General features: G+C 67.1%; 11 protein-coding genes. 4 read left to right on the top strand and 7 right to left on the bottom strand.

Annotated features, from left to right (window positions below):
- Window positions 1-123: 123 nt before the first annotated feature.
- Window positions 124-801: a TetR/AcrR family transcriptional regulator gene (locus A37U_RS0125000; RefSeq protein WP_020499409.1), complete on the bottom strand. Its 678-nt coding sequence runs from the start codon at window positions 799-801 to the stop codon at window positions 124-126.
- Between the two features lie 93 nt (window positions 802-894).
- Between A37U_RS0125000 and A37U_RS0124995 the strand changes: the two genes are divergently transcribed.
- A complete protein-coding gene (locus A37U_RS0124995; protein WP_020499408.1) occupies window positions 895-1,572 on the top strand; it encodes an SCP2 sterol-binding domain-containing protein in 678 nt (225 codons plus the stop codon).
- Window positions 1,573-1,577: 5 nt separating this feature from the next.
- Here A37U_RS0124995 and A37U_RS0124990 read toward each other — a convergent pair whose 3' ends face one another.
- The 3 genes from A37U_RS0124990 to A37U_RS0124980 form a co-directional block, all read right to left on the bottom strand.
- A complete protein-coding gene (locus A37U_RS0124990; protein WP_020499407.1) occupies window positions 1,578-2,066 on the bottom strand; it encodes an FxsA family protein in 489 nt (162 codons plus the stop codon).
- A 101-nt stretch (window positions 2,067-2,167) separates the two neighbouring features.
- Window positions 2,168-3,013 (bottom strand): MaoC/PaaZ C-terminal domain-containing protein, encoded by an 846-nt coding sequence (locus A37U_RS0124985; protein WP_026197575.1) that lies wholly within the window; start codon window positions 3,011-3,013, stop codon window positions 2,168-2,170.
- A 2-nt stretch (window positions 3,014-3,015) separates the two neighbouring features.
- Complete coding sequence (locus A37U_RS0124980; RefSeq protein ID WP_020499405.1) at window positions 3,016-4,362, bottom strand: 3-oxoacyl-ACP reductase; 1,347 nt, start codon at window positions 4,360-4,362, stop codon at window positions 3,016-3,018.
- 145 nt (window positions 4,363-4,507) lie between these two features.
- On the opposite strand from A37U_RS0124980, the gene A37U_RS0124975 reads away from it, so the two are divergent.
- The 3 genes from A37U_RS0124975 (at window position 4,508) to A37U_RS0124965 (ending at window position 9,134) form a co-directional block, all read left to right on the top strand.
- Window positions 4,508-5,800: an acetyl-CoA C-acetyltransferase gene (locus tag A37U_RS0124975; protein ID WP_020499404.1), complete on the top strand. Its 1,293-nt coding sequence runs from the start codon at window positions 4,508-4,510 to the stop codon at window positions 5,798-5,800.
- 563 nt (window positions 5,801-6,363) lie between these two features.
- Window positions 6,364-7,146 carry a response regulator transcription factor gene (locus tag A37U_RS0124970; RefSeq protein WP_020499403.1) on the top strand — a complete coding sequence of 261 codons (783 nt, stop codon included), beginning with the start codon at window positions 6,364-6,366 and terminating at the stop codon, window positions 7,144-7,146.
- Window positions 7,147-7,301: 155 nt separating this feature from the next.
- Window positions 7,302-9,134, top strand: coding sequence for an acyl-CoA dehydrogenase (locus A37U_RS0124965; protein ID WP_020499402.1), 1,833 nt, complete (start codon window positions 7,302-7,304; stop codon window positions 9,132-9,134).
- A gap of 207 nt (window positions 9,135-9,341) precedes the next feature.
- Here A37U_RS0124965 and A37U_RS0124960 read toward each other — a convergent pair whose 3' ends face one another.
- Genes A37U_RS0124960 through pdhA form a run of 3 tightly spaced genes read right to left on the bottom strand, consistent with a single transcriptional unit; the run spans window position 9,342 to window position 12,875 of the window.
- On the bottom strand, window positions 9,342-10,637 hold the full coding sequence (locus tag A37U_RS0124960; protein ID WP_020499401.1) for a dihydrolipoamide acetyltransferase family protein: 1,296 nt from the start codon (window positions 10,635-10,637) through the stop codon (window positions 9,342-9,344).
- A gap of 10 nt (window positions 10,638-10,647) precedes the next feature.
- Entirely contained in the window at window positions 10,648-11,679 is a 1,032-nt protein-coding gene (locus A37U_RS0124955) for an alpha-ketoacid dehydrogenase subunit beta (protein ID WP_020499400.1), read from the bottom strand.
- Complete coding sequence (gene pdhA, locus A37U_RS0124950) at window positions 11,679-12,875, bottom strand: pyruvate dehydrogenase (acetyl-transferring) E1 component subunit alpha (RefSeq protein ID WP_026197574.1); 1,197 nt, start codon at window positions 12,873-12,875, stop codon at window positions 11,679-11,681. The genes A37U_RS0124955 and pdhA overlap by 1 nt, the downstream gene beginning before the upstream one ends.
- Window positions 12,876-13,133 lie beyond the last annotated feature (258 nt).

The following is a 13,133-nucleotide window of genomic DNA, read 5'->3' as shown; positions in this document are numbered from 1 at the left end:
ACATCTGGAGGAAAGCTACGACTTACCACAATATTTTCGGACCCCCGCACATGGCGTGCACGGCGATCCGATACGACCAAGGCCATCTAACCATGAGCCAGCGGGTTTCGCCACGCCCTGAGCTCACTCATCCGCCTCCGGCGGGGGCGCCCACACCTTGCCGTCCATCAGGTTCCCGAACCCGGCCCAGACGACATTCATCATGCGCTCGGCCAGATGCCGCGCCGATTCCTGCGGATTGTCCAGCCACCAGTCGGCGAGCGACTCGCCCGCGCCGACGACGGCGGCCGCCAGCGACTCACCCGTGCGCTGTGCCGCCGCACCGATCTCGCTGTGCTCCGAACGCCCGGCGGCACTGATCACCAGTGCCGCGACGAGCTCGATCGCCCTGGTGCGCAGCAGGCGGTGCTCTGCGGCGAACGGTCCACCGTGCTCACTCGCCTGCCGGTGCAGCACCGACCAGGAGTCCTTGTTCGCCCCGATGAACTCGAAGAAGGCCAGCACCCCGTACCAGAGCTGCTGATCGGCGGGCAGTCCCGGTTTGGCCCGGTCCGCTATCGCCACGAGCAGGCGGTCGAGTTCACGGCGGATGCACGCGGCGAACAGGTCCTCCTTCGAACCGAGGTAGGAGTAGATCATCGGCTTCGAGATCCCCGCGGTCGCGGACACCTCGTCCATCGAAGCCGCGTGGTAGCCATGCACGGAGAACACACTCACCGCGGCGTCGAGGATCTGGCGTTCCCGAACCTCTCTCGGCAACCGCTTCGGACGCCCCGAAGCCTCCTCGTTGACCAGCTCCATTCCTCAACCCCTCGCAAGTTGCACAGGCCGATGCGTGAACACGGTACTTTACCGTCTTGAAAGCCGTACCTACTCGACAGTAAGTTTATTGGCATGGCGAACAACGACCGTGCCGAGGCGCTGGCGAACCCCGCGTCGCTGCGCACGAAGCAGCTACTCGATCTCCTGGACACGCTCGGGCCGGAGAGCCCGGAGCTCGCCGCGCTCGACACCGAGGCCGTCGCGGCCAACATCGACCCCAACACGCTGGGCAAAGGCGACCTCACCCGGCTGCTGCTCGCCATCGACCGGCTCAGCTCCGGGGGTGGGAACGTGGACGTCACCCAGGTACAGCCCGCCACCTTTGCCAGGCTCATCGGCCGGGCAAGTAAAGGTCAGCTCGCCGACGTACTCGGGAAGCCGCGCCTTCGCACCGTCATTCTCGACGAGATTTTCCGCCGAATGGGTGAACACCTGCGGGCCGATCGGGCGGCAGACACCCGGGCCGTCGTGCACTGGCGCTTCACCGGCGGATCCGGAGAGGGCGGTTACGACAGGTACGAAACGGTCATCGAGAACGGCAGCTGTGCGGTCAGGAAATGCCCGAATACCCAGGGCCGGGGCGCGACACCGCGGGTGAGCATCACGCTCGCGCCCGCGGACTTCCTCCAGCTGATCACCGGCAAGGCCTCCGCCCCGCTGCTGTTCGTGACCGGCAAGCTCAAGGTCAAGGGCGACCTCGCGTTCGCGGCGGGGATGATGGGCCTGTTCGACCTGCCCAAGGCCGACTGACCGGGTCAGTTCGGCGGCAGCTCGATCACCGTGTGCTCGTCCGCGGGCCGGTCCTTCCGTTCGCCAGGAGTGTCCGCGGGCATGTCCACGACCTCCCCATCCACCACGGTCCCGGTTCCCCGCATCCTCGCGGTGCGCAACCCGGGGGAGCGCCGCTCCAGCCGCCGCAGCCAGTACCCGCGCAGCAGCTTGCGGGTCGGTGGCAGCAGGAACGCGAAGCCGAGCAGATCGCTGAGGAAACCGGGCAGCATGATCGCCACCCCGCCGATCGCGATCAGCACGCCATCGGTCAACTCCTCGTGTCCCGTGCCACCCGAACGGGTCGCCGCGCCGAGCGCCGCGAACGCCCTGCGCCCTTCCCGGCGGGCCAGCCACGAACCGAGCAGCGCGCCCACGATCAGGGCGAGCAGCATCCACCAGAACCCGATCGCCCAGCTCACCGCCGCGATCGCGGCCAGTTCGAGCACCACATAGACAAGCAGAAATACGGCCACATCCGGTCAACGAACGAACCGGCCAAATCGCTCCCGAGATCTCGTGCGTGGTTGTGTTGGTTAGAACCAACACAACCACGCACGAGATGGGTAATCACAGCTCAGAGCGGGGTTACCGTGCCACTGAGGTGGGGTTTCCCGGAGCGCAGATCGTGCAAGGCGAACCGGGTCCCGGTGTCCTCGGGCGCCTCACTGAAGGCGACCTTCGCGGGCAGGAACATCGGCAGCTGGAACTTCACGTCCACGCGGTAGGCCCCGGGCAGCTGCCCTTCGAACGCGGCGAGGCAACGGGCCTTGGACCACATGCCGTGCGCGATCGCCTTCCGGTACCCGAGCGTCCGCGCAGTCAGCGCGTGCAGGTGGATGGGGTTCGCGTCCCCGGAAACCGCGGCGTACCGGCGGCCGATGTCCTCGGGAACCCGCCAGATCGCCTTCGGTTCGGCCGGAGCGGATTCCCGCTTCGGCTCACGCGCACCACCGCTCCCGCCGCCGCGCCGCAGGTAGGTGGACACGTCCTCCCACACCAGCTCGCCGCCCGCAAACGCTTGCGAGATCAGGTCGAACTGCTGCCCCTTCGGGTGTTCGCGCAGGTCGGCCGCGTGCACCGCGAGATCCAGCCGGTCACCGATCAGCAGCGGCCGGTGCACCGTGATCACATTGCGCACGTGCACCAGCCCGACGAGCGGAAACGGGAAGCCCGGATCGGACATCAGCTTCGCCGCCATGGGAAAGGTGAGCATGTGCGGATAGGTCGCGGGCAGCACATCGGAGAGCCGGAAACCGCACACGTGGTCGTACTCCGCAAGCGATTGCGGATCGATCGCCACGCCTTGCCGGGTGTACTCGGTGCTCGGCAGCTCGCCGCCCTTGCGGGTGAACCCGGTCAGCGCCGCCTTGCCGAACAGCACGGGCAGCTTCGGTGCCGCCGCGAGTTCCTTGGTCGCCATGATCACGCTCCGAGCAGGTTCTGACCGCAGACGCGCACGACATTGCCGTTCACCGCGCCGGAGGCCGGGTTCGCGTACCAGGCGATCGTCTCGGCGACGTCGACCGGATGCCCGCCCTGGGACAGCGAGTTGAGCCGCCTGCCGATCTCCCTGGTGAACAGTGGCATCGCGGCGGTCATCTTGGTCTCGATGAAGCCCGGCGCGACCGCGTTGATCGTGGCGCCTGCCTTCGCGACCTTTCCGGAGAGCCCGTCGACCATGCCGATCACCCCGGCCTTGGTCGTGGCGTAGTTGGTCTGACCGAAGTTGCCCGCGATCCCGGCCATCGAGGACACCCCGATGATCCGGCCGCCGTTGCCGAACGCCTCGCTCGCGAGCAGGGCATCGTTGATCCGCAGCTGGCTGATCAGGTTCACCGCGAGCGCGGAGTCCCATTCGGCGTCGGACATCTTGCCCAGCGTGCGGTCCCGGGTGATCCCCGCGTTGTGCACGATGATGTCCAGCCCGCCGCGGCGCTGCACGCAGAACTCGATCAGTTTCTGCCCGGCGTCCTCGGCGGTGATGTCCAGCTGCAGGGCCGAACCACCGACCTTGTTGATCGTCTTCGCCAGGTCACCGCCCTGCGCGGGCACGTCGACCCCGATCACGTGCGCCCCGTCCCTGGCGAACACCTCCGCGATCGCGGCACCGATACCCCGCGAGGCCCCGGTGACGACCGCGGTCTTGCCCTCGAGCGGGCGCTCCCAGTTCTCCGGGAGCTCGACCGGCGCACCGTTCTTGGTGCCGACCCGCACCACCTGCGCGTCCACATAGGCCGACTTCGCGGAGAGCAGGAACCGAATCGTCGACTCGACAGACTCCTCGGCGCCGCGCGCCACGTAGACCAGTTGCGCCGTCGCCCCGCGCTTGAGCTCCTTGCCGACCGAGCGGACGAAGCCCTCGAGGGCCCGCTGCGCGACCTTGCCCGGCACCTGGCTCACCGACTCGGGTGGCGTACCGAGCACCAGCACCCGCGCGTTCGGTGCCAGCGAGCGGATCACCGGGTGGAAGAACTCGTACATCTCGCGCAGCCCCTCCGGGCCGCTCACCCCGCTCGCATCGAACACGAGCGCGCCGTAGCGATCATTGCCCGGTTCCTCGAGCACGTGTGCGCCCGCGCCGCGCAGCTGCCCGGTCACCTGCTTCGCGAGCCTGCCGTCACCCGCGACGAGCGCGGGCCCGGTCAGCAGCGCCTGGCCGGGCTCATATCGGCGCAACGGCGTCGGCTCGGGTAAGCCCAGCTTGCCGACCAGCAGTTTTCCCGGTCCCGAGTTCGCGAACCACTGGTACCGATCTGTCGATTTCGCCATGTGCACCTCTCTCCGCCCCGGTCGTGCGTGGTTGTGTTGGTCAGCGTCGACACAACCACGCACGAAGTACGAGTGGGGCAAGTCTACTCACGGGTAGGTTATTGTCGACAGTAACAAGCAGGTTCGTCACACCCAGGAGGACCAGATGGCCGCGAAGCCGACTCCGAGCACGGTCCGTACTGTAGCCGTGATCGGTGGTAACCGAATTCCGTTCGCTCGCTCAAACGGGCCGTACGCGAGCGCGTCCAATCAGGACATGTTCACCGCGGCCCTCGAAGGACTGGTCAGCCGCTTCAATCTGCAGGGGGAACGGATCGGCGAGGTCGCGGGCGGTGCAGTGCTCAAGCACAGCCGCGACTTCAACCTCATCCGCGAGTGCGTGCTCGGTTCGACGCTGTCCCCGAACACGCCCGCCTCCGATGTGCAGATGGCCTGTGGCACCGGCCTGCAGGCCATCGTCAACGTGGCGAACAAGATCGCGCTCGGCCAGCTCGACTCGGCCATCGCAGGCGGTGTGGACACCACCTCGGACGCGCCGCTCGGACTCAACGACGATCTGCGCCGCATCCTGGTCAAGCTGAACGCGGCGAAGTCCGTCCAGGAACGGCTGCGGCTGCTCACCGCGCTGCGCCCGACCCAGGTCGTGCCCGATTTCCCGCGCAACGCCGAGCCGCGCACCGGGCTGTCCATGGGAGACCACGCCGCGATCACAGCGAAGCGCTGGAGCATCACCCGCGAGGCGCAGGACGAGCTCGCCGCGGCCTCGCACCAGAAACTCGCGGCCGCCTACGAACGGGGCTTCTTCGACGATCTGCTCACCCCCTTCCAGAAGCTCACCCGCGACCAGAACCTGCGCCCCGATTCGAACGCCGAGAAGCTGGCCAAGCTGAAGCCCACCTTCGGCGGCGAGAACGGCACGATGACCGCGGGGAACTCCACCCCGCTCTGCGACGGTGCCTCGACCGTGCTGCTGGCCACCGAGGAATGGGCCGCCGAGCGCAACCTTCCGGTGCTCGCGCGGCTGACCTTCGCGCGCACCGCGGCCGTCGACTACGTACACGGGGACGAGGGCCTGCTCATGGCGCCCGCGTACGCGGTTCCGGAGATGCTGGACAACGCCGGGCTCGGACTGCAGGACTTCGACTTCTACGAGGTGCACGAGGCGTTCGCGTCCCAGGTACTGTCCACCCTCGCCGCCTGGGAAGACCCTGGCTTCTGCAAGGAGAGGCTCGGCCGCGACGCCGCGCTCGGCTCCATCGACATGGCCAAGCTCAACGTGAACGGCTCCTCGCTCGCCGCGGGTCACCCGTTCGCGGCCACCGGCGGCCGGATCGTCGCGACACTGGCCAAACTGCTCGCCGGAAAGGGCTCCGGACGCGGCCTCATTTCGGTCTGCGCGGCCGGCGGACAGGGCATCACGGCCATCCTCGAGCGGTAACCGGTACGAGGGAGGTCAGGCAACCTCAAATATCCCTTATACGGGTTGCGCCGAACGGCCTCCCCCTTCTGAGGGTTTCTTCGGTTATTGCCCTCGCAACCAAACGTCCGCGGCAGTCGGTCGTTTCGCCTCACGGCCGACCATTTCTCCTTTCCTATTCAGCTATCTAGCAAGAACCCTAGAAACAGCAAGAAGATCAAAGGCGATCTCCAGGCGCCTCGAAGCCCCACGTAAATCCGCAGGTCAACACTGGTCGTGCGTGGTTGTGTTGGTTCTAACCAACACAACCACGCACTACGGAATCATGCACAAACGTTCGTCTCATGTGCACCACATGTAATATCGGTGATGCAATGAGTTGCGGACCGCATGGAAAGCTCGGAGTCAGAGGTTTCCGTTACGGGCGGGTAGGACAACCCAAAAGGGGGAGATTGTCCCGTCACCCGAGCTGATACCTACTCGTAGGTCAACAACACCTGTTTGCGGCACACTTGATCGCCCGCACGGGTGGAATACCGATCGGAGGACGGATGGCTGGCAGCGCTAATTCGAATCCCTTCCGCGTGACGGGATCGCGTGCGGGTACCCAGCCCGGCGCACAACGACCGCACGACCGTGGGCTCGGCGTCGTGCTCATCGACCAGACTCCGTTGTTCCGCGATGGGATGGCGAACCTGGTCAATCACGCACCAGGCCTTCGCTGGCTCGGCGCGACGCACAATGTGCATGCGGCAGCGAAGCTCGTCGAACGGTTCGGCCCGGATGTGGCACTCATCGACGCCGGTCTCGACCCACGCGGGCAGCTGACGAAGCTGCTCGTCTCGTCCGCTCCGACGCTGACGGTCGTGTCCTTCGTCCGCGATCCGCACCGCGCCGCGCCCTATATCTCGGACGCGACCGCGGCAGGCGTGCACGGGATCGTGCTACGCGCGGCCGAGCCGACCCAGATCGTCGAGGCGGTCCGGCGCGCACACAGCGAACGCCGCTACCTCGATCCGGCGCTGGTCTCGCTCGTGCGCGGGGCGAACGGGCGCACACCGAGCTCCCGTCAGCCGCTTTCCCGGCGCGAGCACCAGGTCCTGCAGCTCATCGCGGACGGCCTGGAGAACCAGGCGATCGCGAAAACCCTCTTCGTGTCCGTGGAGACCGTGCGCACGCACGTGAAGAGCATCCTGCGCAAGCTGCACGCCAGGGACCGGGCGCACGCGGTCGCGATCGCGTTCCGGCTCGCCGTGCTCAGCACGCAGCCCGAGCCGCCCAGTGCCCCGGCGCGGACCGCTCCGGGAACCGCCACCGGGCTCGCCGTCCCCGCGCCGGCCCGCCCGCTGCGTGCCGCACGCGCCTGAAAAACCGATTTTTCCAGGTCATCCGGTCGACCCACCGGGTGACGTGATCGCGCGCACCCCTTGGCCCGCTTGCCGGAACTTACCCTCGGGTAATATCCTGAAGTTACCGGCGAGTAATAGCGGTCGGTCGGAACATGGCCAGGGGAGTTGACGACATGGGTCACTACAAGAGCAACGTGCGCGACCTCGAATTCAACCTGTTCGAGGTGTTCAACATTCAGGAGCGCCTCGGCACGGGCGCGTTCGACCAGGTCGACGAGGACACGGTGCGCGGCGTGCTCAGCGAGGTCAACAACCTCGCGGTCGGACCGCTCGCCGATTCGTTCGCCGAGTCCGACCGTGAGGGTGCGAAATTCGATCCGGCGACGCATTCGGTGACCCTTCCCGAATGCTTCAAGCGCTCGTACCAGGCCGCGCACGACGGCGAGTGGTACCGCCTCGGACTGCCGAGCGAGCTCGGTGGTTTCGGGATCCCGCCCTCGGTGCAGTGGGCCGCTGCCGAACTCTTCCTCGGCGCAAACCCCGCGGTGTTCATGTACCTCGGCGCGGCCAACTTCGCCGGCGTCGTGCACGACAACGGCACCGAGGAACAGCGCCACTGGGCCGAGCTGATGGTGGAGCGCGGCTGGGGCGCCACCATGGTGCTCACCGAACCGGACGCGGGTTCCGATGTCGGCGCCGGCCGCACCAAGGCGACCAAGCAAGAGGACGGCTCCTGGCACATCGACGGCGTCAAGCGCTTCATCACCTGTGCCGACCAGGACATGACCGAGAACATCATGCACCTGGTGCTCGCCCGTCCGGAGGGACCGGGCATCGAGACCAAGCCGGGTACCAAGGGACTGTCCCTGTTCCTCGTGCCGAAGTTCCACTTCGACAGCCAGACCGGTGAACTGGGCGAGCGCAACGGTGCCTTCGTCACCAACGAGGAAGAGAAGATGGGGCTGGCCTGCTCCTCCACCTGTGAGCTGACCTTCGGCCAGCACGGCACCCCCGCCAAGGGCTGGCTGATGGGCGAGGTGCACGACGGCATCGCGCAGATGTTCCAGGTCATCGAGTTCGCGCGGATGATGGTCGGCACCAAGGCGATCGGTACTCTGTCCACCGGTTACCTCAACGCGCTCGAGTACGCCAAGGAGCGCGTGCAGGGCGCCGACATGACCGAGACCTCGAAGACCGCGCCGCGGGTGAGCATCACCCACCACCCGGATGTGCGCCGCATCCTGATGCTGCAGAAGGCGTACACCGAAGGACTGCGCGCGGTCTACACGTACACCGCAACCTTCTCCGACCAGATGCAGAACGGCGACGGGGACGTCGAGCTCGCCACCGCGGTCAACGATCTGCTGCTGCCGATCGTGAAGGGCGTCGGCTCGGAGCGGGCCTACGAGATGCTCAACCACTCCCTGCAGACCCTCGGCGGGTCCGGGTACCTCAAGGACTACCCGATCGAGCAGTACATCCGGGACGCCAAGATCGACTCGCTCTACGAAGGCACCACGGCGATCCAGTCCATGGACTTCCTGTTCCGCAAGATCGTCAAGAACAACGGCAAGGCGCTGACCCACGTCGCGAACGAGATCACCGCGTTCCTCGACGCCGACACCGGAAACGGGCGGCTCAAGGAAGAGCGGGCGCTGCTGCGCACCGCGCTCGAGGATGTGCAGGGCATGCTCGGCACCCTGTTCGGTTTCCTCGGTGCCGCGCAGGAGAACCGGTCCGAGGCCTACAAGGTCGGGCAGAACTCGGTGCGGCTGCTCATGTCGGTCGGCGACCTGCTCATCGGCTGGCTGCTGCTGCGCCAGGCCACGATCGCCCAGGACAAGCTCAGCGGTGAGGTCTCGGCCCGCGACCGCTCCTTCTACGAGGGCAAGCTCGCCGCGGCCTCGTTCTTCGCGAAGAACGTGCTGCCCGAACTGACCGCGCGCCGCGCCATCGTGGACAACGCCGACAACGCGCTCATGGACGTGCCCGAAGCGGCCTTCTGATCGGGCGCCCGAACGCACAAGACCCCTCGTTCGCCGAGCTTGCGAGGCGAACCGAAGACACAGCCGTGTCACGCACGAGGGGCTGAGCGCCAGCGAAGACCCCTCGTGCGTGGTTGTGTTGGTTAGAACCAACATTTCCACTCACGAGGGGTCTTTTCGCAGATCATAATGCCTCAAATTAGCTGTATGATACAGCTGGTTCGGCCTCTAGAAGGTGATCGCGTTGGCGGGGTCGGCGAACACGGCACCCACGTCGGCGAGGAATCGCGAACCCTGTTCACCGTCGATCACGCGGTGGTCGAAGGACAGGGAGAGCTGGCAGACCTGGCGCACGGCGAGCTCACCGTCCACCACCCAGGGCATCTCCCGGATCGCACCGAGCGCGAGGATCGCGGACTCGCCGGGGTTGATGATCGGGGTACCGGAATCGACCCCGAACACGCCGACGTTGCTGATGGTGAACGTGCCGCTGCGCATGTCCGCGGGCGGTGTCTTGCCCTCCCGCGCGGTCGCGGTGAGCTCGCCGATCGCGGCGGCCAGCTCGGCCAGCGACAGCGAATCCGCGTCCCGGACCTTCGGCACGATGAGACCGCGCGGGGTGGCCGCGGCGATCCCGAGGTGCACGTAATCCTTGTAGACGATCTCCTGGGCTTCCTCGTCCCAGACCGCGTTCACATCGGGGGTGCGCCGCGCCGCGAGGCACACCGCCTTCGCCGCGAACGCCAACGGGGTGAGCTTGACCTCGCGGAACTCCGGCCGGTTCGTCACCCGCTCGCGGAAGGCCATCATCGGGGTGACGTCCACGCTGAGGAACTCGGTGACGTGCGGGGCGGTGAACGCGCTGGACACCATGGCCTGCGCGGTCGCCTTGCGCACCCCCTTGACCGGCACCCGCCGTTCCCGGTCACCGCTGGTCACCGGTTTGGCCGCAGCGGGGGCCTCGGGGGTCGAGCCGCGCACATCCTCGCGGGTGATGACGCCGCCTTCCCCGGTGCCGCGCAGGGCACGCAGGTCGACGCCGAGGTCCTTGGCGAGCTTGCGCACCGGCGGTTTGGCCAGCGGGACATAGCCACCGGCCGGTTCAGCTGCCGGAGCCGGTTCGGCCACCGCGTTCACCGCAGCGACCGGTTCGGCGCCCTTGCGTGCCCGCCGCTTCGCGACCACGGTCTTCGAGCCGTACCCGACCAGCGGCTTCATCTCCTCCTCGGCGGCGGGCTCCGGTTCCGGTTGCGGGGTTTCGGGGGCGGCCGCACCGTCCGGATCGAGGTCGACGGTGAGGATCGGGGTGCCGACCTCCACCGTCTGGCCCGGTTCGACGAGCAGCTCGGTGACCAGGCCCGCCCACGGGATCGGCAGCTCGACGGCGGCCTTCGCGGTCTCGATCTCCACGACAATCTGGTTCACCGAAACCCGATCGCCCGGCTTGACGTGCCAGTTGAGGATGTCGGCCTCGGTCAGCCCCTCCGCGGTATCGGCGAGGGGAAACTGTTTGTAGTTCGGCATTCGGTCCCCTTCACCAGGCCAGGGCGCGGTCGACGGCGTGCAGCACGCGGTCGAGATCGGGCAGGAAGTGCTCCTCGAGCTTGGTCGGCGGGTACGGGGTGTCGAACCCGGTGACCCGCAGTACCGGCGCCTCGAGGGAGTAGAAGCACTCCTGCTGTACGCGCATGGCGATCTCACTGGTGAGCGAGGAGTTCGCGGGCGCCTCGGAGACCGCGATCAGCCTGCCGGTCTTGCGCACCGATTCGAAAACCGGGCCCAGGTCCAGCGGGGACAGTGTGCGCAGATCGATGACCTCGAGCGAGGTCCCGTCCTCATCCGCGGCGGCCGCGGCGTCCAGGCACACCTTCACCGAGGGGCCGTAGGCGACCAGGGTCGCGGAGTTCCCCGTGCGCAGCACCTGCGAGCTGAACAGGGGAGCGGGCGTGACCGCGGTGTCCACCTCGGCACGCAGCGCGCCCGAGTGGTAGTACCGCTTCGGCTCGAAGAACAGCACCGGATCCTCGCACTGGATCGCCTGCTGCAGCATCCAGTACGCGTCCACCGCGTTCGAGCAGGAGACCACGCGCAATCCCGCGGTGTGCGCGAAGTAGGACTCCGGGGACTCGGAATGATGCTCGACCGCGCCGATTCCGCCGCCGAACGGCACCCGGATCACCATGGGCATGCGCAGCCTGCCCTCCGAGCGGAAATGCACCTTCGCCACCTGGGAGACGATCTGGTCGAATCCCGGGAAGATGAACCCGTCGAACTGGATCTCGCACACCGGGCGGTAACCGCGGATCGCGAGCCCGACCGCGGTGCCGATGATCCCGGACTCGGCGAGCGGCGTGTCGAGCACCCGGTGCTCCCCGAAGTCCTTCTGCAGTCCGTCGGTGATCCGGAAAACGCCGCCGAGTTTGCCGACGTCCTCGCCCATCACGATGACCTTCGGGTCGTTCTCCATCGCGGTGCGCAGCCCGAGGTTCAGCGCCTTGCCGATGGTGAGTTTCTGGGTCGCGCTCGGGCTCTGCTCGGCCGCGCGCGAGATGACCGGTGCCGCCATCAGTGCACCCCTTCCTCTTCGAACCCGGCGAGGTAGTCGAGGTACTCGTCGCGCTGGGCGTCGAGCACCGGGTGCGGATCGTGGTACACGTTCGCGAACACCCGTTCCGGGCCCGGCTGCGGCATCGCGAAGCAGTGCTCGCGGATCTGTTCGGCGAGCGCGTCCGACTCGGCCTGCACCGAATCGAAGAACTCGTTGTCCGCCAAGCCATTGCGCGCCAGATGCACGCGCACCCGCTCGATCGGGTCCTTCAGTTTCCAGGTCTCGAGCTCATCGGAGAGCCGGTACCTGGTCGGGTCGTCGGTGGTGGTGTGCGCGTCCATGCGGTAGGTGAACGCCTCGATGAGCACCGGCCCGTTGCCCGCGCGGCACTGTTCGAGCGCCCAGCGACTGACCGCGAGGCAGGCGAGCACGTCATTGCCGTCCACCCGGACCCCGGGGAAGCCGTAGCCGCGCGCCCGGTTGTAGAGCGGAAGCCGCGACTGGCGCTCGGTCGGCTCGGAGATCGCCCACTGGTTGTTCTGGCAGAAGAACACCAGCGGAGCGTCGTAGACCGAGGCCCACACGAAGCCCTCGTGCACATCGCCCTGGCTGGTGGCGCCGTCCCCGAAGAACACCATGGTGGCCTCGTTCTCGGCCTCGTCGGTGTTGCCGACCTTGCCGTCGAAGCGCTGCCCCATGGCGTACCCGGCCGCGTTGAGCACCTGGTTGCCGATGACGATCGTGTACGGGGTGAACCGCTTCTCCTGGTAGTCCCAGGAACTGTGGTCACTGCACCGGAAGATGCCGAGCAGGTCCTTCAGGTCCACGCCGCGGCACCAGGCCACACCGTGTTCCCGGTACGAGGGGAACGCCATGTCCTTCGGCGTCAGCGCGCGGCCCGCCCCGATCTGCGCGGCCTCCTGACCGAGCAGCGGGACCCAGATCCCCAGCTGCCCCTGCCGCTGCAGTGCGTTGCCCTCCCGGTCATAACGGCGCACGAGCACCATGTCCCGGTAGAAGCCCTTGAGTTCCTCGGGCCCGATATCGCTGAGATAGGGGTCGAATTCGGGATGGGCGACCCGTTCACCTTCCGGAGTGAGCAGTTCGAGCGCACGGGGATCATCCGTGGCCTTCAGTCCCTCAATGACCTGGTGAGGACTCGGGGCTGCCGTCCGCGAACCCGGCACCATTGGCGTTGGTTCGGGTGGTGGCATGGCGTGGTTCTCCTTTGCTGCCAAGGCTTGACGGTCACTTGTGGCGACCGCCCTGCCGCACCGAGTCGTCCCTGCGCGACCACGGTCGGTGGCCCACGCCGTGGGGTGGCTCGGCGTTCTGCGGTGTCGCCTTCCATCCTGACATGACTTCACTCACAGTGTGCACGCCGGCCGGTCTCTTTCCAACCACGAGAAGTCGCCTGAGCTGCACGAATGCTTGGACATTCAATACTTGACAGTCCAAGCGTTGCCCGTTTC

This window comes from Sciscionella marina DSM 45152, from assembly GCF_000379465.1.
Lineage (GTDB): Bacteria > Actinomycetota > Actinomycetes > Mycobacteriales > Pseudonocardiaceae > Sciscionella > Sciscionella marina.
This window is presented reverse-complemented; position numbering and strand designations above follow the sequence as displayed.

What these genes read in the sequence shown, in the direction of transcription:
- pdhA (WP_026197574.1), bottom strand. Translation starts at nt 12,875, where the DNA reads ATGCCACCACCCGAACCAACGCCAATGGTGCCGGGTTCGCGGACGGCA.
- A37U_RS0124985 (WP_026197575.1), bottom strand. Translation starts at nt 3,013, where the DNA reads ATGGCGACCAAGGAACTCGCGGCGGCACCGAAGCTGCCCGTGCTGTTC.
- A37U_RS0124965 (WP_020499402.1), top strand. Translation starts at nt 7,302, where the DNA reads ATGGGTCACTACAAGAGCAACGTGCGCGACCTCGAATTCAACCTGTTC.
- A37U_RS0124955 (WP_020499400.1), bottom strand. Translation starts at nt 11,679, where the DNA reads ATGGCGGCACCGGTCATCTCGCGCGCGGCCGAGCAGAGCCCGAGCGCG.
- A37U_RS0124960 (WP_020499401.1), bottom strand. Translation starts at nt 10,637, where the DNA reads ATGCCGAACTACAAACAGTTTCCCCTCGCCGATACCGCGGAGGGGCTG.
- A37U_RS0124995 (WP_020499408.1), top strand. Translation starts at nt 895, where the DNA reads ATGGCGAACAACGACCGTGCCGAGGCGCTGGCGAACCCCGCGTCGCTG.
- A37U_RS0125000 (WP_020499409.1), bottom strand. Translation starts at nt 801, where the DNA reads ATGGAGCTGGTCAACGAGGAGGCTTCGGGGCGTCCGAAGCGGTTGCCG.
- A37U_RS0124975 (WP_020499404.1), top strand. Translation starts at nt 4,508, where the DNA reads ATGGCCGCGAAGCCGACTCCGAGCACGGTCCGTACTGTAGCCGTGATC.
- A37U_RS0124980 (WP_020499405.1), bottom strand. Translation starts at nt 4,362, where the DNA reads ATGGCGAAATCGACAGATCGGTACCAGTGGTTCGCGAACTCGGGACCG.